Raw genomic sequence first — 25,630 nt, forward strand, 5'->3', positions numbered from 1 at the left:
TATTTGCCAAAGCTTAGCGCCGATCCCGGGCGGTCTCCATTTATCGCAAGAGTGGCTGATTTTCCTCCATCACTGGTTCATTAACCTAGATCTGTGGCAAAGTGTGACAGGTGTCGACGCTGATTGCCGCCGCCGTGATCATCCTTATCGCTTCGACGGTGCACGCGGTGACCGGTTTCGGTTACGCGCTCGTCGCGACCCCGTTGCTGGCCCTCACGGTCGACCCGCACACCGCTGTGGTCGCCACGACGGCGTCCGCCTTGGCCATGACCGTCACGGTCGCCGTGCGCCAGCGGGAGCACGCCGAGTGGCGGGTGGGCATAATCGCCATGGCCGGGATCGTGCTCGGCATGCCGCTCGGTCTCTGGGTGTACGCGATCACCTCTGAGCAGGTGCTGACCGTGCTGATCGGGATTGGCGTCCTGGGCTGCACGCTGATGGTGTGGCGGCGCGTGAAGGTGAAGGGGAACATCCCCATCCTGGTGGGAGTCGGCCTCGTCTCCGGCGCCCTGTCCACCTCGACCGGCACCAACGGCCCGCCGATGGTCGCCGCCTTCCAGGGCATGGGCTACGACCCCGCCAAGTTCCGCGCCACCCTCGCGGTGGTGTTCGCGGGAACCAGCGTGCTCAGCCTGATCGGGTTCGCCGTGGCCGGGCAGGTGACCCAGCAGTCGATCTGGATCGGGCTGGTGGGTCTGCCGGTTGTGCAATTGGGGTATTTCATAGGAAATGCGATCTTTAGTCGCATTGACCCGGATCGCTTCCGCAAGGTGGTGCTGCTGGCTCTGCTCGTCAGCGCCGTGGTGACCCTCTCCAGCGCGCTCAACGGCTGACCTGCACCGCTGTCAAACTCCCGGAAAACAGCGGATTTCATGGAAGACCCAACCGTTCACCCCCTCTCAGTCGTCTTTTCTATATGACGGATTCCGAGGCGTTCGAGGCCTTCGTCGCCGCCTGGTACCCGCGGCTGCTCCGTGCGGCCATCCTCATCAGCGGAGACCGGCATCTGGCCGAGGACGTGCTCCAGGATGCCCTCATCAAGCTGGCGCGCCGCTGGCCGAAGGTGCACACCGACCCGGTCAGCTACGTGCGTACCACCTTGTACAGGGACGTGGCGTCCCGGTGGCGCAGGCGGCGGGAGTTCGCCTACGGGGAGCCGCCCGACCACCCCGACCCCGACCCGTCGGGGGCGTCGGATCTGAAGGTGGTGTTCGCCCGCGCCCTGGCCAGGCTGCCGGTGAAGCAGCGGGCGGTGCTGGTGCTGCGCTTCTACGAGGACCTGCCCGTCGGGGAGGTCGCCGCGGTCCTCGGGGTCTCGTCCGGAACGGTGAAGAGCCAGACGCACGCGGCGCTGAAACGGCTGCGCGAGGTCGCTCCCGAACTGGAAGAGGTGCTGATATGACGGACCAGAGACTGCGGGAGCTCTTCCAGGACCTCGCCGAGACCCTGCCGGAGGGGTCGTCGCACGCGGACGAACTCTGGCGGCGGCGCACCGGCGGCCGCGGCCGCCGCCGGTGGACGGTGGCCGCCCTGCTCGCGGTGGCCGCGCTCGTCGCGGTGGGGATCACCGCGTTCCCGCAGCGGGTCGAGCGCGGCACCACCGAGACCCCTGCCGTCACCACCACGCCCTCGGCCCCGTCGTCGGTCCCGATGGACCGGGCGCCCGCCGCCCGCGAGCAGGCGGCACTGCCCGTGGCGGCGGCCGGGCTGCCGGAGAGGTGGGCCGATCTCCCCGTCGTGGACGCGGCTCCCGGGCCCGTCCTCGCGCTGGCCGAGTTCGGCGACGGGCGGATCTACCTGATGAAGGCCGGTGGCCGGATCGCGCTTTCCGGCAACGGCGCGACGCGGCTGAGCCCCAACGCGCTCGCCCCCGAGGGGACACGGGCCGCATTCCCGCAGAAGGACGCGGTGGTCGTCGTCGACCTCGTGATCGGCCAGAGCCACCGCTACCCGGTGCCGGGGCTCAACGAGGTCGTGCTCTGGCGCGGCGAGCAGCTCCTGGTCGAGCAGGAAAAGGCCAACTACCTGCTCGACCTGGCCACCGGGAAGGTCCGGCGGCAGCCGTACAAGGGATTCACGGGTGTGGCGGGCTACCGCGACCTCAGGATCGTCTCGCCCGAGGAGGGCGGCTGGACGGTCCTTCAGGAGCGCGGGTCCGGGGAGGTGCGGCTGGACGTCCAGAACCTCACCCACGAGGGCAGCATGCCGGTGGGCGATCTGGGCAGTCACGGCTGGCAGCGTGACGACCTCGTCGCCAGGTCCGCGCTCGCCCGCCCCGGCCTGGCGCAGGGAGCCGACGTGGTCGTGGTGGCCGACATCGCGTCCGGGCGGGTGGTCAGGACGCTGCTGCTTCCCTCCTGCGGGAAGGGCGGCTGTCCCGTGCGCGGCTGGATCGGCCACGAAACGGTGATCGTCGAAAGTGGCGACCGGCTGCTGGGCTGGAACATCACCACCGGCGCGCTGTCGCGCCTCGCCGAACTGCCCGAGGCGGTGAGCGCCTACTCCCTGCGTCCGGGCTGATCTGGTCACCAGGTCACGCGGAGCGTGTGCAGGCCGTACACGATGCTGAAGGCGCGAAAATCCCCGTCCTCGTACGGCTCCGCCAGCGCCAGGCCGGGAAAGCGCCGCAGCAGGGCCGGGAAGGCGATGCGCATCTCCATCCGTGCCAGCGGCGCTCCGAGGCAGTGGTGCACGCCGTGGCCGAAGGCGACGTGGCCGGCGGCCCCCCGGGTGAGGTCGAGAGTGTCGGGATCGTCGATGAAGGCCGGATCGCGGTTGGCGGCGGGTATCGAGCAGATCACGAGCGAGCCCGCCGGGATGGTCTGTCCGGCGACCTCCACCTCCGTCGTGGTCGTGCGCGGCGGCAGTGCCTGCAAGATGGACAGCCAGCGCAGCAGCTCCTCGACGGCGGGTTCGGCGCGGGCCGGGTCCTCACGCAGCAGCGCGAGCTGGTCCGGGTCGCGCAGCAGGGCCAGAGTGCCCAGGCCGAGCATGTTCGAGGTCGTCTCGTGCCCGGCCAGCAGCAGCAGTCCGGCGACGCCGACCAGTTCGTCGGTGCTGAGCTCGTCGCCGTGCTCGCGTACCAGCATGCCGAGCATGTCCTCGCCCGGGTCGGCCTGCGCGCGCTTCACCAGCTCGGCCATGTAGGCGCGGTCCTCCCGCTGCGCCGCGACCCGCCGATCCATCGGCAGCGACAGATCCAGCAGGCGTACGGAACGCTCCTGGAAGGAGGCCCGGTCGGCGTACGGCACGCCCAGCAGCTCGCAGATCACCAGCGACGGCACCGGCAACGCGAAGTGCGCCATCAGATCGGCGGGTTTGCCGGCCCGCTCCACGTCGTCCAGCGCCGTCTGGACGATCTCGGTGATGCGCGGCTCCAGCCTGCGCATCCGCTGGACCGTGAACTCCGGGGTGAGCATCCGGCGCAACCGCGTGTGCTCCGGCGGGTCGAACCCGATCAGCTGCCCGGCCCGCATCTTGACGCGTTCCTCGGCGTCCACCTGATCGGCACCCGGGAACGGCGTCAGGGCACTGCTGAACCGGGCCGGATCCGACAGCACCCGCCGGACGTCCTCGTGACGGCAGACCAGATAGGCGGCGGGCCCGCCGAACGGCATGTCGACCCGGATCACCCCCTGCTCGTCGCGCGCCTGGGACAGCTCCTTGACCGGGTCGAACCCGTTTCGCCGCATGTGCGGGGGCAACTGCGTCGCATGGGTCATCTCTGTGAGACCTTCCTATAGCCAGGGGCGGAGTTTGTCGGGGTTGCGTATCGCCCAGATGTGGGTGATCCGGTCGTCGGCCACGTCGAACGCGACCACCGACACGGTGACGCCGCCCCGCAGGGCGATCAGGCCGGGCCGGCCGTTGACCGTGCGCTCCACGATCGTCAGGTCGCGGGACCTGTTTTCGAGCTGGACCAGCCAGCGTGCGATCAGCTCGGCGCCCTCCAGCGGGCGGCGAACGGTCGAGACCACGCCGCCGCCGTCGCCGGTCGCCGTGGCGCCGGGATCGAGAAGGCTGACCAGGGCGTCGATGTTCTTGTCTTCCCAGGCCCGCTTGAAGTCCCTGACGATGCGGGCCTGGTGGGTGGCCGGGGTCGCGGGGGCCCGCTCGGCATGGATGCGGCGGCGGGCCGAGGAGACCAGCTGACGGCAGGCCGCCGGCGTACGGCCCACGATCTCGGCCACCTCGGCGAAGGGGTAGCGGAAGACGTCGTGCAGGATGAACGCGACCCGCTCGGCCGGAGTCATCGCGTCGAGCACGACCAAGAAGGCCATGTTGACCGACTCGTCGAGGGTGACCCGGTCGGCCGGGTCGACGGCGATGCCGCCGACCTGCTCCGAAGGCTCGGGCAGCGGCTCCGGGATCCATTCGCCCACGTAGGTCTCGCGCCGGGCCCGCGCCGAGGAGAGCACGTTGAGACACAGGCGGCTGACGACCTTGGTCAGCCACGCGCCGGGGACGACGATGGCCTCCCGCTCCTGGCCGGACATGGCGTACCAGCGGGCGTAGGTCTCCTGGACGACGTCCTCGGCGTCGGCCAGGGAACCGAGGAGCCGGTAGGCGAGATTGATCAGCTGCCGCCGCTCGGCCATGATCGGCTCGGGCTGGAGGGTCATCGCTCGTCGGCTCCTTTGATCGCGTCTTTCCTTGTCCGACAGGACAGCGCGATCAAATGTGAGGTCGGCCCCCGATAGGTCAGCGATGTTTGTGCTTGCGTGGCGGAGGTGTCCAGAGCACGCCGATGGTGATGATCGTTGACAACACCAGCAGGATGCCGAACAGAACCTCCAGCAACGTGGTGATCGACAGACGGATCACCCCCTTTGTGCACCTTCCACTATCTTCCCGGGAGTATCGCCAGGTCAACGGCTTGATAGCCTGGCAGTCCCGAGGGGAGTACTTCTCAAGCGCCGACCCGGTCAAGACGGACCTTGGCAGCGTCCCCGGGCAGCCGCCCGCAGGTGCGGGTGAAGGAGACCTCGAACGCCGAGCACGTTCGAGGAGGCCGCGTGTCCACATCGATCGCCTCGCTGCCCCTGTGGTCGGCCACCGTCGCCGCCCTGGTGCTGCTGCTGTCGATCGATCTCGTCCTGACCAGGCGGCCGCGCGAGGTGGGCATGCGCGAGGCGCTCGCCTGGTCGGCCTTCTATCTGGCGCTGCCGCTGGCCTTCTGCGCCGGTCTGTGGGCCGCCTTCGGCACCACCGTGGCGGTGGAGTTCCTCACCGGCTACGTCGTGGAGAAGTCGCTGTCGGTCGACAACCTGTTCGTGTTCATGCTGGTGCTGGCGGCGTTCGCGGTCCCGGCGGAGCTGGCCAGGCGGGTCCTGCTCTACGGCATCATCGGCGCGCTGCTGCTGCGCGTGGTGTTCATCATGCTCGGCGCCGCGGCACTGCGCAGCGGCACCTGGGCTTTCCTGCTGTTCGGCGTGATCCTCCTGGTCACCGCCGGGAAGGTCATGAAGGACGCGCTGAGCGGACGCGACCGGGAGATCGACGTCTGCTCCCTGCCCGCCGTCCGGCTGGTGCGCCGCTTCGTCCCGGTCACGCCCGACTACCGCGGCTCGAAGCTGATCGTCCGTGAGGATGGCACGCGGACCCTCACCCCACTGGCGCTGGCCGCCGTCGCCATCTTCGCGGTCGACATCGTCTTCGCCGTCGACTCCGTCCCCGCGGTGTACGGCGTGACCCAGGACCCGTTCCTCGTCTTCGCCACCAACGCCTTCGCCCTGCTGGGCCTGCGCGCCCTCTACTTCGTGCTGGCGGGCGCGCTCACGAAACTGTGCCACCTCAACCACGGGCTCAGCCTCATCCTGGCCTTCATCGGGATCAAGCTCATCCTGCACTGGGCCCACGGCATCTGGCCGGGGGTGCCGCAGATCCCCACGCTCGTCTCGCTCGGCGTCATCGTCGCCGTGCTCGCCGTCGTCACCCTCACTAGCCTGTACGCCAACCGCCGCTGACCGGTGGCGCGAATGTTCACCAACCGTTGACGGTCTTTAGCCCTTATGGACTCATTCGAGTGGTGACGATGGGAGTGTCCGTCGCATCCCCCGCAAGGAGGCTTCGTGCCCACTCAGCCCCGCCCCGGACCCTTCTGGCCGGTGAGGCTCACCGTCATCCTCGCCACCCTCGCCTCCCTCATCGGCGTGGCCGGCATCGCGCCCGCCCACGCCGCCGTCTACAACTCCTGCACCATGTCGCGGTGCGCCGACGCGCGCACGGCCAAGTCGATCTGGGCCTCCAAGGGCTACCCCACCTCCAGGACCTGGTACTCCTGGCCGGACGGCCGGCACAACTTCGCCGGCGGACGCTTCTACAACCGCGAAGGCCAGCTCCCCGGCGGCGCCACCTACCATGAGTACGACGTGTACTCCCGGACGCGGGGCGCGGCGCGTGACGCGTACCGGATCGTCGTCAACCGCAGCACCGGCGTGACGTGGTTCTCGCCCAACCACTACACCGACTTCTACCGGCTCTAGGGACTTCCATGACCGCACCTCCTCTGCCGCGCTGGCTGACCGTGAGTGCCGATCCGGCGCCGGCCGTGCTGGATGGGCGGCTCTGCCGTACCCGCGCCGCCTTTTTCGAGGAGGTGGCGCGGGTGCTGCGCTTTCCCGACTACTTCGGCCACAACTGGGACGCGCTGTCGGACTGCCTGCGTGACGCCGGAGCGGTCGCCCTGGTCGTGGAGCACGCCGAGGACCTGCTCAGTGCCGAGGCTCCCGGGCGGTTCGCGACGCTGCTGGCCGTCTTCTCCGACGCCGCCGAGTCCGGCCTGACCGTGACGCTGCGTACCGGCCAGGACCAGGAGTACGCGCTCCGTCAGCGGGTCACCGCCGCACTGTCCTGACTGCTGCGGGCCAGTGCTGTGACGGCCGCCAGAAGAACCAGCAGCGGGGCGACCACGAGCGCGTGCACGTGGATGCCGTGGGTGAAGGCGTCCCTGGCGCTCTCCGCGAGCGCGCCGCCGAGCGGCTGGGGGAGTGCGGCCGCGTGCTGCAGCGTCTCGGCCAGGGTGTCGCCGCGCCCCGGTACGCCTTGAGGCAGCCCGGCAGGCAGGGTGTCGCCGAGCCGTTGGCCGTAGACGGCCGCGGCGAGGCTGCCGAGCAGGGCGATGCCGAGCGCCCCGCCCAGCTCGGCGCCGGTCTCGGAGATCGCCGACGCGGCCCCGGCTCGTTCGGGCGGCGCCGCGCCCAGCACCAGGCCGGTGCCCAGGGCCATGAACGGCGTGAGGCCGGCGAACAGCAGCACGGATCCGCCGACGAGGAACCACGGCTCCCGGTCCACCTGCGTGAGCAGTACCGGACCCGCCAGGGCGAGGACCGCGCCCGCGCTCATCAGCAGGGCCGGACGCACGCGGGCGGCGAGACCGGACACCCACAGCGCCACGACCGTGCCCGACACGGCGGTCGGGAGCTGCCACAGACCCGCCGTCAACGGCGAGTAGCCCAAAACCATCTGGAGGTACTGCGAGGTCTGGAGGCTGGTCCCGAACAGCACGATCCCGACCAGGACCATGCCGCCGACGGACACGGCGAACGCCGGCACCCGAAACAGTGAGAGATCGAACAGCGGCGCCGCCGCCCGATTCTGCCGGCGCACGAACACGACGCCCAGCACCAACCCGGCCGCGAGGCTTCCGGCCGCGACGGCGGTGAAGCCGTCGGCCGCGAGCCGCTTGACGCCGTACACGACGGACAGCGGGATGAGGAACGACAGCACCACGCCGGCCGCGTCGATCCGCCGGACGTCCGGCGCGCGGTGCTCGGGCAGCAGGTACGGCGCCGCCGCGACCAGCACCACCATGGCGGGAACCGCGACCAGGAAGACCGATCCCCAGGAGAAGAACTGCAGGAGCGTCCCGCCCACCAGCGGCCCGAGGGCGCCGCCGGCCATGAAGGCGAGCATCCACACGGTGATGGCGAACCGCCGCTGACCGGGGTCGGCGAACAACCGGCGGATCACCGCCAGCGAACTCGGCGCCAGCGCGGCGGCCCCCACACCCTGGATCGCGCGCGCGGCGATCAGCACACCGGTGTCACCGGCCCAGGCCGCCATGATCGAACCGGCGGTGAACACGACGGCGCCGGCGAGCAGGAGGCGGCGGTGGCCGTAACGGTCGCCGAGGCCGCCCATGGTGATGAGGAAGCCCGCGACCATGAACCCATAGATGTCCATGATCCACAGCTGCGCGGCGGCGTCGGGAGAAAGATCGGCGGCGAGCGTCGGCAGCGCCAGGTAGAGCACGGACATGTTCATCATGACCAGGACCGCGGGGACGCCGAGCACGGCCAGCGCGATCCACTCGCGCGTCCCGGCCCGCGCCGGGGGAGTGCGGACCGTCACGCGCCGACCTTCAGGAGCGTCTTGCCGAGGGTGGCTCGCGACTCGATCGCGGCGTGCGCCGCCGCGGCCTCGGCGAGCGGGTACGCCTGCCCGACCACGGGCCGCCATCGGCCATCGGCGGCCAGGTCGAGCGCGCGGCGGATGAGTGCCCGGTTCTCCTCCGGGCTCGGCGCGCCGGTCAGGCCGTGGACGTGGATGGAGCGGGCCTCGACCACGTCGTCGGGCAGGTCGGTGGGGGTGCCGGCGGCCATGCCGTACACGCTGATGCGACCGCCGGTACGCAGGACGCCCGCGGCCGCCGCCCCGATCGCCCCGCCGACGCCGTCGAAGACGGTGTCGACCTCGCCCAGCCCGCCGGCCCAGCCGGGGCGGGTGTAGTCCACGAACTCCGCGCCCAGGCCGGCGACCAGCTCGCCCTTGCGCGCGCCGCCCGCGGCGCCGATCACGCGGGCCCCGGCCGCGACGGCCAGCTGCACGAGCAGGCTGCCCACGCCACCCGCGGCGGCCTCCACCAGCACGCTCTCGCCCGCCCGCGGCGGCACGTCCCGGGTCAGCAGCAGCGCGGTACGGCCATCGGCCAGCAGCGCCACCGCGTCGCGCAGGTCGACCCCGGCAGGCACCGGCACGACGTCCGCGGCGCGGGCGAGGGCCGACTCGGCGTAGCCGCCCGTGCCGCCGGTCGTGGTGACCACGACGGCGCCGAGCAGCGCGGGGTCGACGCCGTCGCCGATCGCGGTGATACGCCCGCCGACGCCGTTGCCCGGCGTGCGGGGCAGTGGCGGCCTGCCGAACGGGCCGGAGCCGGAACGGACCTGCGTCTCGACGAAGGTCACGCTCGCGAACGAGACCCCCACCACGACCTCGCCGGGGCCGGGCACCGGCTCGGCCGTCTCCTCCGCCCGCAGCACGCCCGGGCCGCCGAACTCGCGCATGATGATCGCCAGCATGAAGACTCCTCTAAAACGGATAGCATCTGTCCGTTAAGCTATAACGGAGAGGACCTATCCGCAAACGGTAGGGTGGTGGCATGGCTCGCAAGGCACCTCGGCACGCGGAGGCCGAACGCAACGACCAGGCGCTCCTGATCGCCGCCAAACAGGTGCTCAAGGCCGAGGGGTCACGCGCCTCTGTCGCGGCCATCGCCGCGCGGGCGGGGGTCGGGATGGCCACCGTCTACCGCCGCTACCGCACCAAAGAGGAGTTCTTCCAGCGCCTGTGCGTTCTCGCCCTGGAGCAGTGGATCGAGGCCGCCGAAGAGGGGCTGCGGATGGACGACCCGTGGGACGGGCTCGTGCACTACGTGTCCGCGGCGCTGGAGTTCGGCGGGGGCTCGCTCGGCTCGCTCGCCGGGACCGTTCCCGTGTCCGAGGAGATGGCCGAGGCGTTCACGCGTTCGGAACGCCTGTGGCACGCGCTGGTCGCGCGGGCGCACGAGGCGGGGGTTCTGCGGGCGGACGTGACGAGCGTCGACGTCGACCTCCTGATCGAGCAGCTCGGGCAGGCGTCGCTCGTCGAACATCTGGTCCGGAGGGGCCGTACCGAAGAACTCGACGAGGCCCGCGCCGCCCGCCATCGCACGGTCATGATCGCCCTCGACGGACTCCGTCCGGGCCATCCGCCACTCGCCGGACCACCCCCCGCGGCGGATCTGCTGTCGCGGCGCTGGTCCATGTAGCAGAAATTTAGTCGCGCGGGCGAAAAGGCCGCGAATTCCGTTGTCAAACTGCTCGTCCGGCGCGCGGACGCTGATCTTCGGTGACTTCCTTCCGGAGGAACAGCCGGAGGTCTGCACCGTGGACGGCAGCCGATCGGTGATCAAGGCGGGCGGGGTCTCGTTGACCTGCCCGCCCTTTCGCGGCCAAAGTGAGGGAACATGAGCGAACCGCGCCGGCACTACACCGACTGGCGAGGTGGATGATGACAACTGACTCGCCGTCAGTCGTCGATCGCCTGGTAGAGCGTGGTCCAGAAGTCGTGGATGGCGCGCGATGAGTCCGGCGTGGACATCCCGACCTGGGTGAGCAGAACTCCGGTGACCTGGTGTTCGGGGTCGGCGTAGGCGGTGGTGCCGGTTCCGCCGTCCCAGCCGAACTGGCCGACGGGTGCGTGGCCGGCGCGGTGGGTGCGGACGGCCATGCCGTACCCCCAACCGCCCTGCAGCCCTTGACCGGACGACAGGTGGGCGATGGTCCCGTACATGGCGTCGCGGGCGGTCTGTTGCGCGGGCGCGAGGCGATTGGTGGTCATCAGCTGTACGGCGGGCCGTGACAGGATCCGTTCGCCGCCGTGCGTCCCGTGGTTCAGCAGCATGCGGAAGTAGGCGTGATAGTCGTCGACGGTGGAGACCAGTCCACCGCCGCCGCCCTGGAACGCAGGAGGCCGGCTGATCCTCCCGCCTGCGGCCTCGTCCCACACGTGGAACTCCCCGGTCATCGGGTCCGGCCCGTAGAGGGGCGGCAGCCGGTCGATCTTGTCGGCGGGCACGTGGAAGCCGGTGTCCTTCATACCGAGCGGGTCGAGGACGCGTTCGCGGAGAAACGTCTCCAACGGCTTGCCCGTGACCCTGGCGACCAGGACACCGGCCACTTCGTTGCTGAGGTCGTACTGCCAGCGCTCGCCGGGCTGGTAGGACAGCGGCAGTTCGCCGAGGCGGCGCATCCACTCATCCGGGCCGGGCGCGGGCCCGGAGGCCACGCTGTAGTCGAGCCGCTCGAAGGTCGCGGCCCTGATCGGGGAGTTCAGCAGCTCGAAATCCAAGCCGAGCCCGAACGTGGAGGTCAGCAGGTCGCGTACGGTGATCGGTCGCCGGGCGGGCACGGTCTCGTCCAGCGGGCCGTCGGGCCGCTTGAGCACCTGGCGGTCGGCGAGCTCGGGCAGCCACGGATCCACCGGGTCGTCCAGCCGCAGCCGGCACTCGTCCAGCAGGATCATCGCCGCCGCCATCGTGACCGGCTTGGACGTGGAGGCCATCCGGAAGATCGTGTCCCGGCGCATCGGCGTGCCACCGTCATGGCGCATCGTCCCGATCGTTTCGACATGTGTATGCCCGCCGCGGCTGACCAGGGCGACCAGCCCGGGAATCTTCCCCGACTCGACATGCCGAGCCAGCACCTCACGCAGCCTGCGCAGCCCCGCCTCGGAGAAGCCGCCGTCGCTCTTACCCATCATGAACGTCATCCCTTGTCTCGCGATCGTTGGTGTCCGGCCCCTGCCGGAGCGGCCACGCGATGAGCCTGGGCCTTGACCTAAGGTCAAGGTCAAGTCTCTCGGCCGATCCCGTAGGTTCGGCACGCGGTACCCGCGAAGAGGGACTCACGTTCGGTGCTCGAGTAGGGTGCGGCGATCAGCTTGAACGAGTTCCACAAGGTGACGTAGGCACACAGCCTTCTGTCCACTGGGAAGTTGCTTTCGAACATGCACCGTTCGGGACCCAGAGTGTCGATGCAGTGGCGAAGGTGCGGGCCCCAGTAGCCGGCGATCCGGGCGGATGTCATCGGCGTTGAATCGATGAACTCGACAGGGGTGAACGCGGGCATGCCGATCCCGCCGAGCTTCATCACCACGTTGGGAACGCGCGCCAGCCCCGCAATGCCGGCACGCCATTCGCCGAGCACCTCGTCCCTGCGTCGCGAATACGGCCCGGTCGCCGCAGGCCCGCCGAGATGGTCGAGAACCACCACGAGGCTCGGGTGCGAACGTGCGAACTCGCACAGGTCGGCGAGCTGGTGAAAGTACGCCCAGGTCTCATAGACGAGCCCGCGGCGCGCCAGTTCGGACGCCCCTCTCCCGAAGCCACTGTCGAGAAGAAGCCCCGGTGGCGGCCTGCTCCGACTGGCGAACACCCCCGGATTCGCATCCCAGGCCACCGTGTGGCGTACCCCTTTGAACCTGCCGTCCCCGGCTTCGAGATGCGCGTCCAGGGCTTCGGCGAGTTCAGGCGACCTCAGGTCCGCGTGTCCGACGATGCCGCTGACCAATCCACCGGAGACGGACTGGCGCGCCACCCATTCCGTCTCGCCCACGGGCCGGAGATGCCGAGGCCCCTCGGTGTGGTAACTGGTGAGGCACTCCACGAAAACGGTGGCCACGACGTTGTGCCCGGACCGGGCATCGGCACGCAGATCGTCCACCGAGTACGGCATGCCACCGGTAGCGGTCTCCGCCCGAGGCCACAGGTGATGATGCGGGTCCACGATCGGTATGTCCGGATCCCGAATCGGCTCGGTCACGTCATGGGCATCCAGAACCGTTGGTACGTGGACGGTATCGCCAGGTCCGGAGTTTCCTCGTGGTGGACATAGAGCGAGTCCCGCATGGAATTGACATCGCCTCTCGAATCGATCCAATAGACAGGGATGCCGGCTTCCTCCATGATCCGTCGCGACAGCACGGCGCGCGGTGAATAGTAGATTTCTTCCTCGAACACACACTTGTCGCCGGGGAACGGCACGTAGAAAGCCACCGCATCGTACGCGGCCGCGATGTCGTCAGGCTCAAGCACCGGGGCCGATACGACACATTCTTGGCCCGCGGCAGCCATGACGTCCACCAGCGCCGAGTTTCCGGAGATGTCAACGCGCGCCCGTGGATTGTCCTGCACGATGTGAAGAAGCAGCTCGTACCTGCTTGCCGGTAGTTCGCCGGGCACGACCAGGAGTCTCGTCCGCGGCAACTTCCGAATGTTCCACACATAGGGAATGAGGGTCTGCCCGACGAGTGCGTTCGTCTTGTCGGCGAAGAGCTGATCTCCGATGACGATGGCGTCGAGCTCAGAATTCACATAGAGCCGAAGCGCCTGCTCGCACGTCTGGACGAGCGGTTCGCCCCGGCCGTTGAGCGAGGTGTTCAGGAGCAGTCCGATTCCGGTCCGGCTCTTGAACTCCTGTATCAACCGGTAGAAGAGGGGATTGCTCTCCGCCGTCACCGTTTGGACGCGCGCCGTGCCGTCGACGTGCCCGATCGAGCTGAGAGGCTCGCGCCACTCGTCCCTGATGCGGGCGACCGCGGTCATGTACGGGAGGTCGCCGTCAATCTCGAAGTAGGTGCTCACGTCCTCTCGAAGGACCGACGGCGCGAAGGGGCGCCACCACTCCCGGCGCTTGACGCCGTTGACCTTGTCCTTGATACCGGGCACGAGGGGGTTCGCCAGAATCGAGCGATTCCCCAGCGCTCTCGGTCCAATTTCGGACCTGCCCTGCACCCACCCGATGACAAGGCCGGAGACCAGCGTTTCGGCCGCGTCCGCGGCGATGTCAGCTGATTGCCGGCCACTCACCTGGTAGCTCTTGCTCGCCGCGTCCAGATTCTCCAGGTCGACGCTCTGCCCCCAGTACGCGTGCGTCATGTGCCACCGGCGGGGCCGATCGGGGGCGCCGACGTTGTGATAGGCGTAGAGCGCCCCGCCGAGCGCGGTCCCCGCATCACTGGCCTGCGGATAGGCGACAACATGGTCGAATCCGCTTTCGGTCGCGAGTATTCCATTGGTAATCGAGTTCAGGCCTACGCCACCCGCGAGAAGCAGCGTCTTGGAGCCGGTCTCTCGCTTCAAGAATCTTGCCTGCTTCAGCATGATCTCTTCGCATATCGCTTGGACGGTCGCGGCGACGTCCTTGTGCGTCTGAGATATTTCCTCGCCGTCCCGCCGGCCGGGCCCGACCAGTTGTGGCAGGACGACGCGCCCGATCTCCGTCGATGCGAACCGGCACGTTCCACGGCGAAGGGCGGGGAGGTAGCAGAACCGGCCCTGGTCATCAATCCGAATGAACGTGTCCAGCTGTCGTCTGAAACGTCGCGGGTCGCCGTAGGCCGCGAGTGCCATCGTCTTGCCTTCCTCGCCGTACCCCCACCCAAGCCAGATGGTGACCCCTTGGTAGAGGTGTCCGAGCGAGTGCGGATGTGGAGTGGTCCCGAGGATGGAGATCCGGCCATTCCGGCCGTGCGCGAGCATCGAGGTCTCCGCCTCACCGCCACCGTCGACGCTGAGGATGGCCGCGTCATCACTCGGGCTCGAATAGTAGACGCCAGACACATGACAAAGATGGTGGCGGATGTTGACGATCCGGCTGGCCGGAAAGCCTCCCTCGCGCAGAAGCAAGTACCACGACGGAAGATGCCAGTCGAGAAAACGATGGATCCCGCCAACCTTGTCCGGGGTGATGTACGCCGAGATCAGCGCCTTGCGTTTCGCCAGTTCGCCGGGGTGCATGCAGTTGGTTACAAGGTCTACGTCGGAGGGGGAGATCGAGTACTCCGCGAGCCCCTCGAACAGCACCGAGAGGTCCGTGGACGTCGCGCGCTTGACCCGATTGAAACGTTCTACCTCGTAAACAAAGAGGGGCTCGCCATCCCGGATCAGGGCGAAGCATGCGTCATGTTGGCCGGGCTTGCTTCCCAGAACGATCACTTGGCTCCCACCTTGTGTCTCGTGTGAACGACTGAGCTTGGATGTCAGGCGGGCTCGCCGGCAGTGGTGAAGGACCGCGGGATGTCGCCGGCAGTGGTCGTGCGATGCATGACCCGGGGCAGCTCGGCGGCGAAATCCGCTCGGTGGAGAGCTCTGGCGTTGTCCCAGACCACCACGTCACCGGCCGCCCACTGATGGCGGTACACGAACCGGTCCTGGGTGGCGTGGGCGATCAGCTCCGCCACGGTCAGATCGACGGGGACTCCGTCGCCGGACTCGATTCGGGAAAGGCAGAGGTCGTTGACGAAGAGAACGGGGGCTCCGGTATCGGGGTGCGCTCTGATGATCGGGTGGCGTACCGGTGTGTACGTCGACGTGCCGGCCAGCGCCGCGGGGTTGTTGTGGGCGTCGGCCCGCGTGGCCGCGATTCGATCGTAGGCGTGCAGGCCGATCGCACCGGCGAGCACGTCTCGCCACTGCGGGGGCAGATTTTCGTATGCGGTCTGCAGGTCGGCGTACAAGGTGTCGCCGCCTGACGACGGCAGCGCGACCGCCCTCAGCATGGTGTAGCGAATGGGCCGGCGTAGGAAAGAGCCGTCTGTGTGCCAGATGTTGTTGCCGACCACCGGTGTGTCGCCGCTGTTGTCCACGACGAGGAGCTCGGGGGAATCGGGGTGTCTGTTGTCCATATCCGGGTCGAGCGTGGGCTCACCAAGGCCGCGCGTCAGTGCGACCTGCCGGCCGGGGGTCAGCTCCATCCCTCGCAGAACGACCACGGCGAACGTCCGCAACAACGCCAGCAGCGCCTCGGGATCGTAGCGGCGGTCATCATCGGCCGGAAGTTCCGCCACGAAGACCGGGGCACCTGATGGGGCCGTCATTCGACATCCTCTCGGTTGAACGCCGGTGGGCGCGGAAAGCGGCGTGGCACCGCAGGTGGGCATGCGCGCGGGCCTCACGAAGAGGCGTTCCGTGCGTGCGGAAGGGTGGTCAGCCGGTTCCGTCCGGCAAGTACGGGGCGGCCGGGCGAGGCGGAGGGCTTGCCGTGGTGGTGCGGTGCAGGACGCGCGGCAGCTTCCAGTGGAGCATGTCGGCCCGGTGCATCACCCTGGCGTTGTCCCAGATCACGACGTCCCCTACGCGCCAGCGATGACGGTAGACGAACCTGTCCTCGGTGGCATGCGCGTGGAGCTTGTCCAGATGGATGAGCGCGGAGACGTCGGACTCCGATTCGATGCCGACAAGGCACAGATCGCTCAGATAGAGCGCGGGAGTATCGGTTTCTGGATGGGCCCGCACCACGGGATGGCGCACGGGAGGATACAACTTCTCATAACCCTCTTCGATGGGCATGCGATGTACCTCGGAGCGCAGGCGGGCAATCCTGTCGTAGGTGTGCACGCCCACCGCACCGGAGAGCGCTTCCTTCCAGGACGCCGGGGTCTGCGCATAAGCCTCCACCATGTCGGCGAACAGGGTGTCCCCGCCGCGCGGCGGAACAACTTCCGCTCGCAACATCGTGTAACGCGTCGGTTCTGGAAGGAAGGATCGATCCGAGTGCCAACACCGGTTTCCGACCACGGGGGTGGCGCTCGAATTGTTGACGACCAGGATGTCCTTGCTTTCGGGGTGGTGGTTGCGCAGGTCCGTCACAACCTCGGGTTTCCCCAGCAACCGGGTTAGCGCCACCTGCTCTGCCGGGACCAGTTCCAGACCCCTGATCACCGCGACCGAGTAAGTAGTGAGTGCCTGTTTGATTGCGTATCCATCGCGCCCGGCCAGCAATCTACCGGTCCGCCCGGTAACTTCCACGACAAATTTTCCATGGAGGGCTGAGAAGTCCAGCGACACGTTCTCTCCTTACGCCGTTGGTGGAACCAATGTCGTAGCGAGACCAGTTAACGTGGCACACTGGTAAAAGTAAGAGAAGCCTACTGTGGGATCCATGTCAACGGTCGCCGGAGCGCCGACGTCGCTTCCCAGGCCTCCCGGGCGGCGCGGATCGCCCGGTTTCGACGAGACCGGATTTATGGTCGGGCGCACGCTACGCTGTGCTCGCCGGGCACCACGCACTGTTCATGCGGATTCACGCTCCGGTGCCGTGCGGCAACATTGCCGAGGAACGAGAAATCCGTGGCGCGACCTTCAAACAGCAAAGCAGAATCGCATATCCCGGTTAGTGTGAATACGCCTGCCGCGCCGGCTCGATCAGGTCGCTGACCTGGCAGTCCAGGATGTCGCACAGTGCCACCAGGAGGTTGGGGTTGAGCCGTTCCGGAACGCCGGTGAAAAGCCGGTGGACCTGCTCACGGGACAACATGACACCCCGCTCGGCCAGCAGCGGCCCCAGTTCGGTGGTCGTGAACATCTCCCGCTCGGCCATCACGCCACGCAAATGCCACCGATACCCGAGAGAGTCGGTCATCGTGGTTCTCTCGGCGAGCACATCATTGAGTCGAGCGGTGCTCTGCGCTCCAACCCATAGGTCGTCGCCGATGAACCGGGAGGCCGGGTATCCGTCCAGCGCGCAATGATAGTGCGGGTGCCGGGCATCGTGCAGCATGACAACGGTGCTGGGTTCCATGAAATCTGCCGCCGCCATGAGGCAGCGGCGTCGCTTGCGCCCGTCCACAATGATTGCGTCGAAACCATGGCCAGTAGCGGCGGGATAGGACACGTAGTGGTCGAGATCTGCCTCGCGGTCCGTCGAACGCTCTGATGGGCGCAGTGCGGTGCGATTCCAGCACACCGCTTCGATATGCGCACGTCCGTCTCCGGCTGGTCCGTGCAGGCTCCTGTCGTCCTCGACATATCGCAGGACCGTGTCGGCCCGATAAAGCAGGACGGGGGCCAGGAAGGTGTCGAAGTACTCGCGGTCGTATTCGAGGGCGAGCCACTGAAAAGGCAGGTTGTGCGCGGCCAGAATTTGGGGGTAGGACAACGTGCTTTGCCCTGAACCCCATTCTAGAACGCGCATCCGCCGCGCTGAGCGTTCGGCCGAATTGAGGAGGATCCTCTTGATTAGATCACCGTCGCGCGGACTCATCCAAGCGTACGGGCTTTCTATTTCCCTGACCACCTGGTTGCCTCTCTGAGGGTTCGTCGCCTAGGCGAAATAGCGCGTCGAGCCGGGCATTTCAGTGCGCTCCCAACAGGAGAACATGAAAATCGTTCGGGAGTCCATAGGATTCACCCCATCGAGCGATCGGTCCGCCGCGGCACCATCTCCAGGGCCGAACCATCTCGCATACATCATCGGGCGATTGGTATCCATGCCCCCGTAAGCCGCCTGGGAGGTGGAGTCCCGGTGGCTGGTCAGATCCGGACATCGAGATCGCGACGCAGAGGCGACACGCCGCCCGTCGCGAGTGTTCCGTGAACGACCGTGCCGTGCGCGATGACCGTGCGAACACGCAGGTCGTCCGTGAGGACGACGAGGTCGGCGTCCTTGCCGGGCGAGATGCTCCCGGTTTGTTCTCCCAGCCCGAGCAGGCGCGCCGGCGTGGTGGCGGCGGCGATCGCGGCTTGGGTGATGGGGATTCCGACGCACTGCACGGCGTGCCGTACCGCGCGGTCCATGGTGAGGGTGCTGCCCGCGTTGGTGATCCCGTCGAGCAGCGTGACCTTGCCGTCGCGGGCGAGTACGGGCAACGGGCCCAGGTTGAACCGCCCGTCGTTCACCCCGGCTGCCGGAGTGGCGTCGGTGACCAGCGCGATGCGTTCCGCGCCGGCGGCGGCGAACGCGAGACGTGTGGTCGCGCTGTGCAAGTGGACGCCGTCGTTGATGAGCTCGCAGGTGACGTTGTCGTGGGTGAGTGCGGCGCCGGCCGGACCTGGCTCTCGATGGTGGAACGGTCGCATGGCGTTGAACAGGTGGGTGGCCATGCTGGCGCCGGCCTCGAACGCCTGGTGTGCTTCGTCGTAGCTTGCGTCGGTGTGCCCTACCGCCACGACCGCCCCGGAGGCGACGACCTCGCGGACGAGGTCCATTCCGCCGTCCAGTTCGGGGGCGAGGGTGACGGTGCGGACGGCGCCGTCGCCGCTGGCGAGCAGGTGCCGCAATGCTTTGACGTCCGGGGCGAGGACGTAGTCATTGTGATGCGCGCCCCGGTGGTTCGGGTTGAGGAACGGCCCTTCGAGGTGGATTCCGGCGATCGACCGGTGCAGCGGGTCGGGTGAGCGCATGAGGGCGGCCACCGTGCGGGCCGCGGCCGCCATCTCCTCGACCGGTGAGGTGACGAGGCTGGCCAGCGTCCGTGTGGTTCCGTGGCGGCGGTGGAACGCGATCGCGCGCAGGATCTCCTGCGGATTCTCCGTGGTGACCTGCGCTCCGTCGCCGCCGTGCATGTGCAGATCCACGAACCCGGGCAGCACGTAGTCCAACCCGAGATCATGAATCTCGGCGTCGGCCGATCGGGGCGGCTCCCCAGCTCCCACGGCCGAGATCCGGTGACCGTCCAGCGCGATCCAGCCGGGATTCAGCAGCCGGTCGGGCGTCACTACTCGGGCGTTGACGAGGATCATGACCATCGGGCTCTCTTTCTGGTGTGCGCATCGCCTATTATTTTCTCAAGGAGAAAATAATCTAACACGGAGGACTCTTGGCTGTGATGGGTGTGCCGGGTGGCGACAGCGGGTCGGCGGCAGGACGCGTCCTGACGCTGTTGCACAGACGTGGCCCGCTGACCCGCGCCGCGGTCACGGCCGAACTCGGCCTGGCCGCAAGTGCGGTGGGGACCGCCCTGGGGGACCTGACCGCGCTGGATCTGGTCCGCATCAGTGAACCGCCACGCGGGTCCCCGACCGGACGGGGCAGGCCGTCTCCTGTCGTCGAGGTGCATCCCGACGGGCCCGTGGCCGTCGCCGTCCAGCTCAGCGCGGACCGAGTAACGGTCGGCCTCGTCGGTCTGGATCGCCGGATCGGTCACGTTCGCGAGCACGTTCTCGACGCCTCTGCGATGGAGCCCGCCACCCTCATACCGGCACTGGCGGACGCGGTCGCGAATGCGGTACGGCGCACTGAGCGGCGATGCGCCGGGATATGCGTGGCGATGCCGGGCTTCATCAGGGAATCTGATGGCTTCGTCCGGTCCGCCGTGCATCTGGGCTGGAACCAGGTGCCTCTCGCGCAGCAACTGAGCGGCATGTCGCCGATCGGCGTCCCAGTCGCCGTGGGGCGCTCCGCCACGCTGGCCGTCCTGGCCGAGTTCCGTTACGGGGCTGGGCGCGGCGCCGCGAGCATGCTGGCCCTGAGCAGCGAGCGGGTCGGCATCGGCGGCGGGTTCATCGACGCGGGCGTACCGCTCACCGGGGGCGGCCACGCCATGGAAGCCGGCCACATCATCGTCGAGCCGGGGGGACTGCGATGCCCGTGCGGTGCGCGCGGCTGCCTGGAAATGTACGCCGACCCGCGTGCCCTGCTACGTGCCGCCGGTCGGCGTCACCACCCCGGCCATGAAGACACCGTCACCAAGATCTTCGATGACGCCGCGGCCGGTGACCGTGCCGCACAGGAGGCGATCCGCCTCACCGCCGGCCATCTGGTGACGGGGCTGATCAGTCTCGTCAACACGCTCGCCCCGGAGCGCGTGGTTCTCATGGGCTTTCTGGCCGACCTGTATCGGGCCACCAAGGACCTCGTACGCGATGGGTTGATGGCGTCCTCCGCCGTCGCCCGCGCCGGCCAGATCGACATCGTCACCGGCGATCTTCACCATGCCACTCTCGTGGGCGCAGCCGAAAGAGCCTTCGCTCCGCTGCTGAGCCAACCGCGCACCTTTCTGCGCACCGACCCGCCATGAAGCCAGACCACTCCGGCGCAGGGCCACATGGTTGTCACTCGCGAGGCAATGTCACTGTCCGTAGTTGATGTCTAGAGTCCGACATATGAGGGACGGTCCACGGATGACCCTGCAGACGATGCTCGTGCTGAAAGAGATGCTGTCCGACCCCGCCAAGCGCTGCTACGGGCTGGAACTGTGCGAGAAGACGGGCCAGCCCAGCGGCACCATCTACCCGATCCTCGCCCGTTTGGAGCGCGAGTTCGGCTGGATCGAACGCGACAAGGAGCCCGCGGCCGAACATCTGGCCCAGGGCCGCCGCGCCCGGTACTACTACAGGCTGACCGAGCAGGGCGCGCTCCGGGCCCGCGCCGCTCTCGACCGCGCCGAGCGCTCCCGCGGACCGGCCATGGACCCTCGGCCGGCGACGTCATGACCAGGTTGATAGAGCCGCTGCTGGCTCGGTTGCCCGCCGAGTTCACCGCTACGGAACGTGACCGAATCCGGCGTGCGTACGAGTTCGCCGCGCGTTGCCATGCGGGCCGGCTGCGTAAGAGCGGCGAGCCGTACATCACCCATCCCGTCGCAGTCGCGGAGATCGCGATCGACGCCGGGCTGGACAGCACCACCGTCTGCGCCGCCCTGCTCCACGATGTGATCGAGGACACCTGGTGCGACGCCGTACGGCTGCGCGCGGAGTTCGGTGATGAGATCACCACGATGGTCCAGAACCTGACCGAACTCGACCACGGGCACGTGCAGGCGGCCACCGCGGACGAGCGTGTCCTTGCCCTGAAAGTGCTCGACCGGCTGCACAACATGCGTACCATCCAATACCTCGACCAGGAGAAACAGCGTCTGAAGAGCCAGGACGTCGTCAACGTCACGGCTCCGCTCGCCGGACGCCTCGGCCTGCCGGCCATCGCGGACGAACTCGAATCGATCGCACGCGACTGCCTGATCCCGCCGCCGGGAGACGCGGGGGCGAGGTATCAGGTGCTCGCCTTGGGCGCGCTGCTCCTGCCCGCGGCCGTCAGGGCGAGCTATCTGGACGAATGGCTCGGCGAGCTTGACGTGTTACCGGACCGTCGGGCTCGCACCCGGTTCGTACTCGGGCTGGCGCTCGGCGTGCCCGCCCTGGCTCTGATCCTGCGGCGGCCGGCACGGGGCGCGCTGACCGGCCATGTCCTGACTGTTCTGCGCTGGATCTTGCGGACGGATGTGCGTACCTGGACGCCGCTGACCGTGCTGCTCAGCTGGATGATCGTGGAGTCCGCGAAGAACAGCCTCGGCGACGCCGCGGTCATCGCGATCACCGTGCCGCCCGTCCTCCACGCGGGCCTCACCCGCCTGCGCAAGAAGCTCGGCCTCACCGACGAGCCCGCCTGACGGCGGGGACCCCTCCCGGAGCCGGTCGGGTAGTTCTGTGTGGCACCGGCGCTCGCCCGACGCCGGTCACCCTGAGCGATAGGGACGACACAGCATGCGCAAACTCCTTCCCGTGCTCGCCATGTGCGCCCTGGCGGGTTGCGCCGCGCCCGAGGCCGGACGGCAGGCGGCGGCCCCCACCCCCACACCGAGCACGCCAAGCACGCCCGCCACGAGCGCTTCGGCCACCGAAACCCCGACGCCGTCACCGTCCCCGTCGCGCGAAGCCACCACCAAGGTCAAGGACTGCTTCGACGGTGACTGCCTGCTGAAGTTGTCCAAGCCCGTCACGATCCGGCTGAACGCCAAGAAGTTCTACTACCCGAAGTTCGAGGTCGTGGCCATCGACAGGGACACGATCACGTACCGGGTGGAGTACCCGCACGGAGGCGGCTCGGAGCAGCGCCTCGGTGAAGGCGGAGGCGGAGCCTTCGCGTTCCGCAAGCACACTCCGGTGGAGGTGCGGCTGGTGTCGATCAAGAAGGGTCAGGCGCTGCTGTCCGTCACACCGGGGGAGCGAAGCTGAGCATCATCATGTGATCTTCGCGTGACGTGGGAGCGGCAGTATGTGGCCGCGTGAAACGTTTCGTTGCCCTTACCGCCGCGGCTCTGGGCGCCGCGCTCCTGTCCGGCACCGGGTCGGCGCAGGCCGCCGCCCCCGCCGACCCGGTCACGTCGCTGAAGAAGCAGTTCGCCCCCGGGTACGGTGTCCGGGTCGCCGAGACATATCGCGGCACGGCCAGCGGGATCAAAGGCGAGTTCGCCTCCCGTACCGTCGGCGTGATCGGTTTCGGAAGGTCATCGGCCGCGGACCATGATCTCACGACGACGTGGAAGTTCACCGAAGAACAGCTTGCCACCCTCGGTGCGAGCTCGAAGGAGGTCCCCGGTCCCATCCGCGTGATCGAGGTGGGCGGCACCACCTACGTGAAGGGGTTCGACTGGCATCCCCTGCCCGAGGGGAAGCACTGGTTCCGATTCGGCAAGAACACCAGCTGGGGCAACGAGGGACAGCGCGGGGACCAGCTCGTGGACGTCTTCGACCCGGCGGTACTCAAGACGCTCCTGGCGAAGGCGAAGGTCGCCAAGCCCGGCGACTACCGGGGAACCCTCACCCTCAAGGACCTGTACAAGGCGAGACACGGCTACGGCCGCCCCGACACCAAGGCGATCTCCTTCAGGCTTCTCCTCGACCGCGAACACAGGCCTGCCCGTCTGATCACCGAGTACACCGAGAAGGCCGACTGGCCCGACGGAAAGGGCAAGACGGTCAAGCGCCTCGAGCACCACGTGGTGGACACGCGCTACGGCGGCTGGGGGTCGAAGGTGACGGTGACGCCGCCTCCGGCCGAGGAGGTCGTCGACTTCGACGTGTTCACGCCGCCCGTGGACCTGAGCCCGCTCGACGCGGTGACCGACCGCGCCCAAGCCGCCGTCGTGTCGCGCGACTGACGGCCGGACAGCTTCGACCCCTGGTCGTCCTCAGCCGACCAGGGCGTGTCGGGGGAGGAGGCCGACCAGGAGCAGGGCGGCCAGGAAGAGGGCGGCGGCGAGCGCGGTGATGAGGATGCCGGCGTCGAAGAAGCCGTGGCCGGCTCGGGCGAAGAAGACGGTGCCGAGGGCGGCGGCGCCGGTGGCGTTGGCGAACTGCTGGACGGCGTTGAGCATGCCCGAGCCGGTGCCGGCCTCTTCGGCGGTGGCGTCGCCGAGTACGTAGTCGAAGACGGGGATGAACACCAGCCCGGAGCCGAAGCCGGTGATCAGCAGGGCAGGCGCGAGGGTCCAGGAGGTCAGGCCGTTCTGGGCGTGGGCGATGGTCCAGGCGAGTGCGATCAGACCGGCGGCGGCGATGCCGAGGCCGAGGTGCAGGGTGGTACGGCCGAGCCGCGCGGCGAGGAAGGTCCCGGCGAGGCCGACGGCGATGGCGCTGCCCAGGGCCCAGGGGATCAGGGTGAGGCCGGTGTGCAGAGGCGTCCAGTGCGCGCCGAGTTGGAGCATCAGGTTGAGGGCGAGCTGGAATCCGGTGAGCGCCGCGTAGAAGCCGCAGACGATGACCAGTCCGACGACGAAGCTGCGCTTCCGCAGGAGCGACGGCGTGATCACCGGGTGGGAGCTGCGGCGTTCGGAGGCGGCGAACAGCGCGAGCACCGGGATCGAGGCGGCCATCATGGCGTAGGTCCAGATCGGCCAGCCGAGTTCGCGGCCCTGGACCAGAGGGATGATCAGCAGGGCCGAGGCCAGGGTGAGCAGCCCGACGCCGCGCAGGTCCAGACGGGTCGAGGGGTCCTCGCCGGTGTCGCGGGGCAGGACGTACGCGCCCAAGACCCAGGCGGCGACCCCGATCGGGATGTTGATCAGGAAGATCGAGCGCCAGCCGCCGAACAGGTGCAGCAGCCAACCGGCCAGGATCGGCCCGGCCACCGTGGCCAGGCCCATGATCGGGCCGAAGGGAATGAGGGCACGCCGCAGGTGCTCGGGCGGAAAGACGATCTTCACCAGAGCGAAGCCCTGCGGGATCATCACCGACCCGAACAAGCCCTGCAGGACGCGGGCGACGATCAGAAACCCGGTTCCCGGCGCGAGGCCGCAGGCCAGCGAGGACAGGGTGAACCCGGCCAGACCCAGCAGAAACAGGCGCCGGCGGCCGACCAGGTCGCCCAGCCTGCCGGAGGTGACCAGGCCCAGGGCGAAGGCCGCGGTGTACGCCGCCGGCACCCATTGCACCGTGGTGTCGCCACCGCCGAGATCGGCCCGGATCGAGGGCCCGGCGAGGTTGGCGATCGTCGAGTCCAGCACGTCCATGATGTCGGCGATGACCACGACCGCGAGGACGAGCCAGGCCCGGCGCAGCGGTAGGACCAGGGACTTCACAACGGGAGAACTTTGTTCAGTAGCCATGAACTTAGTTCTATGTGGCGAACATAGTTCATGTCAAAGCGTAGAATCGGAGCATGGCCCACGATCCGAAAGCCCGCCGGGCCGCCCGGCACCTGCAGCCCGGCGCCGCCCCGGCCCAGCCGCGCCGGGAACCTCTCACCGTCGAGCGCATCATCGACGCCGCGCTGCACGTGGTCGCGACCCAGGGCTATGACGCGCTGACGATCCGCGCCATCACCGGCGAGCTGGGCACCAGCCCGTCATCGCTGTACGCGCACGTGGTCAACAAGGCCGACATCGACGACCTGATCATCGGGCGGCTCAGCTCCGAGCTCGTCTTGCCCGAACCCGACCCCGCCCGATGGCGGGAACAGATCCTGCGGGTGTACGCCCAGATCCGTGACCAGTACCTGCGCTATCCAGGCATCTCCCGTGCCGCCCTGGCCACGGTCCCCACCAATCGGGACACCTTGCGCGTGAGCGAGGCGATCCTGGCGATCCTGCTCGCCGGCGGAGTCGAGCCCCAGACCGCGGCCTGGGCCATGGACGCCCTGTCCCTGTACGTCGCCGCCTACACCCTGGAGATCTCCCTGCTCCACGGGCGAAAGGCCGACCCCGGCCAGGAGTGGGTCCTCAGCCGCGACGAACTTCTGCACCGGTTCGGCTCCCTGCCCGCCGACCAGTTCCCGCACACCAGACGCCACGCCGGCGAACTCACCTCCGGCAGCGGATACGAACGATTCGACTTCACCCTCAACCTGATGCTCGACAGCCTCACAAGAACCTGACA

At 68.4% G+C, this 25,630-nt stretch carries 26 protein-coding genes; 13 read left to right on the forward strand and 13 right to left on the reverse strand.

What is annotated here, in order from left to right; all coding sequences use genetic code 11:
- Window positions 1-110: 110 nt before the first annotated feature.
- From ACFWYW_RS22280 to ACFWYW_RS22290, 3 genes are all read left to right on the forward strand, one after another.
- Window positions 111-833, forward strand: coding sequence for a sulfite exporter TauE/SafE family protein (locus ACFWYW_RS22280; protein ID WP_379620949.1), 723 nt, complete (start codon window positions 111-113; stop codon window positions 831-833).
- A gap of 83 nt (window positions 834-916) precedes the next feature.
- Entirely contained in the window at window positions 917-1,402 is a 486-nt protein-coding gene (locus ACFWYW_RS22285; protein WP_379620947.1) for a SigE family RNA polymerase sigma factor, read from the forward strand.
- Window positions 1,399-2,520, forward strand: coding sequence for a hypothetical protein (locus ACFWYW_RS22290; protein WP_379620945.1), 1,122 nt, complete (start codon window positions 1,399-1,401; stop codon window positions 2,518-2,520). Before ACFWYW_RS22285 ends, ACFWYW_RS22290 begins: the two co-directional genes overlap by 4 nt.
- A gap of 5 nt (window positions 2,521-2,525) precedes the next feature.
- Here the strand turns inward: ACFWYW_RS22290 and ACFWYW_RS22295 are convergent, their stop codons facing one another.
- From ACFWYW_RS22295 to ACFWYW_RS22305, 3 genes are all read right to left on the reverse strand, one after another.
- Window positions 2,526-3,722 carry a cytochrome P450 gene (locus tag ACFWYW_RS22295; RefSeq protein WP_379620943.1) on the reverse strand — a complete coding sequence of 399 codons (1,197 nt, stop codon included), beginning with the start codon at window positions 3,720-3,722 and terminating at the stop codon, window positions 2,526-2,528.
- Window positions 3,723-3,737: 15 nt separating this feature from the next.
- Window positions 3,738-4,622, reverse strand: coding sequence for an RNA polymerase sigma factor SigJ (gene sigJ / locus ACFWYW_RS22300; protein WP_379620941.1), 885 nt, complete (start codon window positions 4,620-4,622; stop codon window positions 3,738-3,740).
- 79 nt (window positions 4,623-4,701) lie between these two features.
- The gene (locus ACFWYW_RS22305; protein WP_379620939.1) at window positions 4,702-4,824 is read right to left on the reverse strand and encodes a hypothetical protein; all 123 of its coding nucleotides are present in this window, start codon (window positions 4,822-4,824) and stop codon (window positions 4,702-4,704) included.
- A gap of 191 nt (window positions 4,825-5,015) precedes the next feature.
- Between ACFWYW_RS22305 and ACFWYW_RS22310 the strand changes: the two genes are divergently transcribed.
- The 3 genes from ACFWYW_RS22310 to ACFWYW_RS22320 all read left to right on the forward strand — a co-directional run bounded on the left by ACFWYW_RS22310 (window position 5,016) and on the right by ACFWYW_RS22320 (window position 6,856).
- The gene (locus ACFWYW_RS22310) at window positions 5,016-5,966 is read left to right on the forward strand and encodes a TerC/Alx family metal homeostasis membrane protein (protein WP_379620937.1); all 951 of its coding nucleotides are present in this window, start codon (window positions 5,016-5,018) and stop codon (window positions 5,964-5,966) included.
- A 105-nt stretch (window positions 5,967-6,071) separates the two neighbouring features.
- Window positions 6,072-6,485: a ribonuclease domain-containing protein gene (locus ACFWYW_RS22315; protein WP_379620935.1), complete on the forward strand. Its 414-nt coding sequence runs from the start codon at window positions 6,072-6,074 to the stop codon at window positions 6,483-6,485.
- A gap of 8 nt (window positions 6,486-6,493) precedes the next feature.
- Window positions 6,494-6,856, forward strand: a complete 363-nt coding sequence (locus ACFWYW_RS22320; protein WP_379620933.1) for a barstar family protein — start codon at window positions 6,494-6,496, stop codon at window positions 6,854-6,856.
- Here ACFWYW_RS22320 and ACFWYW_RS22325 read toward each other — a convergent pair.
- Both ACFWYW_RS22325 and ACFWYW_RS22330 read right to left on the reverse strand, forming a co-directional pair.
- Window positions 6,829-8,352, reverse strand: coding sequence for an MFS transporter (locus ACFWYW_RS22325; RefSeq protein WP_379620931.1), 1,524 nt, complete (start codon window positions 8,350-8,352; stop codon window positions 6,829-6,831). The genes ACFWYW_RS22320 and ACFWYW_RS22325 overlap by 28 nt on opposite strands.
- Complete coding sequence (locus ACFWYW_RS22330) at window positions 8,349-9,299, reverse strand: zinc-binding dehydrogenase (protein WP_379620929.1); 951 nt, start codon at window positions 9,297-9,299, stop codon at window positions 8,349-8,351. Before ACFWYW_RS22330 ends, ACFWYW_RS22325 begins: the two co-directional genes overlap by 4 nt.
- An 80-nt stretch (window positions 9,300-9,379) precedes the next feature.
- On the opposite strand from ACFWYW_RS22330, the gene ACFWYW_RS22335 reads away from it, so the two are divergent.
- On the forward strand, window positions 9,380-10,027 hold the full coding sequence (locus ACFWYW_RS22335; protein WP_379620927.1) for a TetR/AcrR family transcriptional regulator: 648 nt from the start codon (window positions 9,380-9,382) through the stop codon (window positions 10,025-10,027).
- A gap of 260 nt (window positions 10,028-10,287) precedes the next feature.
- Here the strand turns inward: ACFWYW_RS22335 and ACFWYW_RS22340 are convergent, their stop codons facing one another.
- From ACFWYW_RS22340 to nagA, 7 genes are all read right to left on the reverse strand, one after another.
- Window positions 10,288-11,520, reverse strand: coding sequence for a serine hydrolase domain-containing protein (locus ACFWYW_RS22340; RefSeq protein ID WP_379620925.1), 1,233 nt, complete (start codon window positions 11,518-11,520; stop codon window positions 10,288-10,290).
- 89 nt (window positions 11,521-11,609) lie between these two features.
- The gene (locus tag ACFWYW_RS22345; RefSeq protein WP_379620924.1) at window positions 11,610-12,581 is read right to left on the reverse strand and encodes an amidohydrolase family protein; all 972 of its coding nucleotides are present in this window, start codon (window positions 12,579-12,581) and stop codon (window positions 11,610-11,612) included.
- Window positions 12,578-14,755: a carbamoyltransferase gene (locus tag ACFWYW_RS22350; RefSeq protein WP_379620923.1), complete on the reverse strand. Its 2,178-nt coding sequence runs from the start codon at window positions 14,753-14,755 to the stop codon at window positions 12,578-12,580. The genes ACFWYW_RS22345 and ACFWYW_RS22350 overlap by 4 nt, the downstream gene beginning before the upstream one ends.
- A gap of 44 nt (window positions 14,756-14,799) precedes the next feature.
- The gene (locus ACFWYW_RS22355; protein WP_379620921.1) at window positions 14,800-15,636 is read right to left on the reverse strand and encodes a TauD/TfdA dioxygenase family protein; all 837 of its coding nucleotides are present in this window, start codon (window positions 15,634-15,636) and stop codon (window positions 14,800-14,802) included.
- A gap of 109 nt (window positions 15,637-15,745) precedes the next feature.
- Window positions 15,746-16,606: a TauD/TfdA dioxygenase family protein gene (locus tag ACFWYW_RS22360; protein ID WP_379620919.1), complete on the reverse strand. Its 861-nt coding sequence runs from the start codon at window positions 16,604-16,606 to the stop codon at window positions 15,746-15,748.
- A gap of 325 nt (window positions 16,607-16,931) precedes the next feature.
- Entirely contained in the window at window positions 16,932-17,801 is an 870-nt protein-coding gene (locus tag ACFWYW_RS22365) for a helix-turn-helix domain-containing protein (protein ID WP_379620917.1), read from the reverse strand.
- A gap of 269 nt (window positions 17,802-18,070) precedes the next feature.
- Window positions 18,071-19,285, reverse strand: coding sequence for an N-acetylglucosamine-6-phosphate deacetylase (nagA, locus tag ACFWYW_RS22370; protein ID WP_379620915.1), 1,215 nt, complete (start codon window positions 19,283-19,285; stop codon window positions 18,071-18,073).
- 80 nt (window positions 19,286-19,365) lie between these two features.
- Between nagA and ACFWYW_RS22375 the strand changes: the two genes are divergently transcribed.
- From ACFWYW_RS22375 to ACFWYW_RS22395, 5 genes are all read left to right on the forward strand, one after another.
- Entirely contained in the window at window positions 19,366-20,556 is a 1,191-nt protein-coding gene (locus ACFWYW_RS22375; protein ID WP_379621058.1) for an ROK family protein, read from the forward strand.
- Between the two features lie 103 nt (window positions 20,557-20,659).
- Entirely contained in the window at window positions 20,660-20,971 is a 312-nt protein-coding gene (locus ACFWYW_RS22380; protein WP_379641049.1) for a PadR family transcriptional regulator, read from the forward strand.
- The gene (locus ACFWYW_RS22385; protein WP_379620911.1) at window positions 20,968-21,924 is read left to right on the forward strand and encodes an HD domain-containing protein; all 957 of its coding nucleotides are present in this window, start codon (window positions 20,968-20,970) and stop codon (window positions 21,922-21,924) included. Before ACFWYW_RS22380 ends, ACFWYW_RS22385 begins: the two co-directional genes overlap by 4 nt.
- Window positions 21,925-22,018: 94 nt before the next feature.
- Window positions 22,019-22,489, forward strand: coding sequence for a hypothetical protein (locus ACFWYW_RS22390; RefSeq protein WP_379620909.1), 471 nt, complete (start codon window positions 22,019-22,021; stop codon window positions 22,487-22,489).
- A gap of 50 nt (window positions 22,490-22,539) precedes the next feature.
- Window positions 22,540-23,415, forward strand: coding sequence for a hypothetical protein (locus ACFWYW_RS22395; RefSeq protein WP_379620907.1), 876 nt, complete (start codon window positions 22,540-22,542; stop codon window positions 23,413-23,415).
- 30 nt (window positions 23,416-23,445) lie between these two features.
- Here the strand turns inward: ACFWYW_RS22395 and ACFWYW_RS22400 are convergent, their stop codons facing one another.
- Window positions 23,446-24,834: a DHA2 family efflux MFS transporter permease subunit gene (locus tag ACFWYW_RS22400; protein ID WP_379620905.1), complete on the reverse strand. Its 1,389-nt coding sequence runs from the start codon at window positions 24,832-24,834 to the stop codon at window positions 23,446-23,448.
- An 80-nt stretch (window positions 24,835-24,914) separates the two neighbouring features.
- Here ACFWYW_RS22400 and ACFWYW_RS22405 point away from each other — a divergent pair, with 80 nt between their 5' ends.
- Complete coding sequence (locus tag ACFWYW_RS22405; protein ID WP_379620903.1) at window positions 24,915-25,628, forward strand: TetR/AcrR family transcriptional regulator; 714 nt, start codon at window positions 24,915-24,917, stop codon at window positions 25,626-25,628.
- The last annotated feature ends 2 nt before the right edge of the window (window positions 25,629-25,630 follow it).

The sequence above is a fragment of the Nonomuraea sp. NPDC059023 genome, from assembly GCF_042740095.1.
GTDB lineage: Bacteria > Actinomycetota > Actinomycetes > Streptosporangiales > Streptosporangiaceae > Nonomuraea.

Excerpts from the sequence above, each read along its gene's own strand:
- ACFWYW_RS22285 (WP_379620947.1), top strand. The coding sequence starts at position 917 with ATGACGGATTCCGAGGCGTTCGAGGCCTTCGTCGCCGCCTGGTACCCG.
- ACFWYW_RS22290 (WP_379620945.1), top strand. The coding sequence starts at position 1,399 with ATGACGGACCAGAGACTGCGGGAGCTCTTCCAGGACCTCGCCGAGACC.
- ACFWYW_RS22295 (WP_379620943.1), bottom strand. The coding sequence starts at position 3,722 with ATGACCCATGCGACGCAGTTGCCCCCGCACATGCGGCGAAACGGGTTC.
- sigJ (WP_379620941.1), bottom strand. The coding sequence starts at position 4,622 with ATGACCCTCCAGCCCGAGCCGATCATGGCCGAGCGGCGGCAGCTGATC.
- ACFWYW_RS22320 (WP_379620933.1), top strand. The coding sequence starts at position 6,494 with ATGACCGCACCTCCTCTGCCGCGCTGGCTGACCGTGAGTGCCGATCCG.
- ACFWYW_RS22330 (WP_379620929.1), bottom strand. The coding sequence starts at position 9,299 with ATGCTGGCGATCATCATGCGCGAGTTCGGCGGCCCGGGCGTGCTGCGG.
- ACFWYW_RS22335 (WP_379620927.1), top strand. The coding sequence starts at position 9,380 with ATGGCTCGCAAGGCACCTCGGCACGCGGAGGCCGAACGCAACGACCAG.
- ACFWYW_RS22340 (WP_379620925.1), bottom strand. The coding sequence starts at position 11,520 with ATGATGGGTAAGAGCGACGGCGGCTTCTCCGAGGCGGGGCTGCGCAGG.
- ACFWYW_RS22355 (WP_379620921.1), bottom strand. The coding sequence starts at position 15,636 with ATGACGGCCCCATCAGGTGCCCCGGTCTTCGTGGCGGAACTTCCGGCC.
- ACFWYW_RS22365 (WP_379620917.1), bottom strand. The coding sequence starts at position 17,801 with ATGAGTCCGCGCGACGGTGATCTAATCAAGAGGATCCTCCTCAATTCG.
- nagA (WP_379620915.1), bottom strand. The coding sequence starts at position 19,285 with ATGGTCATGATCCTCGTCAACGCCCGAGTAGTGACGCCCGACCGGCTG.
- ACFWYW_RS22375 (WP_379621058.1), top strand. The coding sequence starts at position 19,366 with ATGGGTGTGCCGGGTGGCGACAGCGGGTCGGCGGCAGGACGCGTCCTG.
- ACFWYW_RS22380 (WP_379641049.1), top strand. The coding sequence starts at position 20,660 with ATGACCCTGCAGACGATGCTCGTGCTGAAAGAGATGCTGTCCGACCCC.
- ACFWYW_RS22385 (WP_379620911.1), top strand. The coding sequence starts at position 20,968 with ATGACCAGGTTGATAGAGCCGCTGCTGGCTCGGTTGCCCGCCGAGTTC.
- ACFWYW_RS22390 (WP_379620909.1), top strand. The coding sequence starts at position 22,019 with ATGCGCAAACTCCTTCCCGTGCTCGCCATGTGCGCCCTGGCGGGTTGC.
- ACFWYW_RS22405 (WP_379620903.1), top strand. The coding sequence starts at position 24,915 with ATGGCCCACGATCCGAAAGCCCGCCGGGCCGCCCGGCACCTGCAGCCC.